Source organism: Photobacterium sp. R1, assembly GCF_054600795.1.
In genome coordinates this window covers 1-269 of record NZ_BAAHZP010000570.1, presented here as the reverse complement: position 1 = coordinate 269, position 269 = coordinate 1, and the positions used below count along the sequence as shown (strand labels likewise).

The following is a 269-nucleotide window of genomic DNA, read 5'->3' as shown; positions in this document are numbered from 1 at the left end:
TGGGCGATTAGCTCAGTTGGGAGAGCACCTCCCTTACAAGGAGGGGGTCACTGGTTCGAGCCCGGTATCGCCCACCACTCTCTAAGTACTTTTCTGCACGAATTGGCAGATTCAATAGCATTATGTTGTTGGATCGATTTCGTGTCGTTGAAAGTCTTTAGAAAGTGAAGTTCGTCGCAAGATAAACAACACAATGCTCTTTAACAATCTGGAAAGCTGACTAGTAAATTCAATCTTTGAGATTGAATCAAACTGTTTCGAAAGAAACA

1 tRNA gene is annotated in these 269 nt (G+C 42.8%); it reads left to right on the top strand.

The features are described 5' to 3' along the window. The first annotated feature begins 1 nt into the window (after window position 1). Window positions 2–77 (top strand) — tRNA-Val (locus ACYP03_RS26325). The last annotated feature ends 192 nt before the right edge of the window (window positions 78–269 follow it).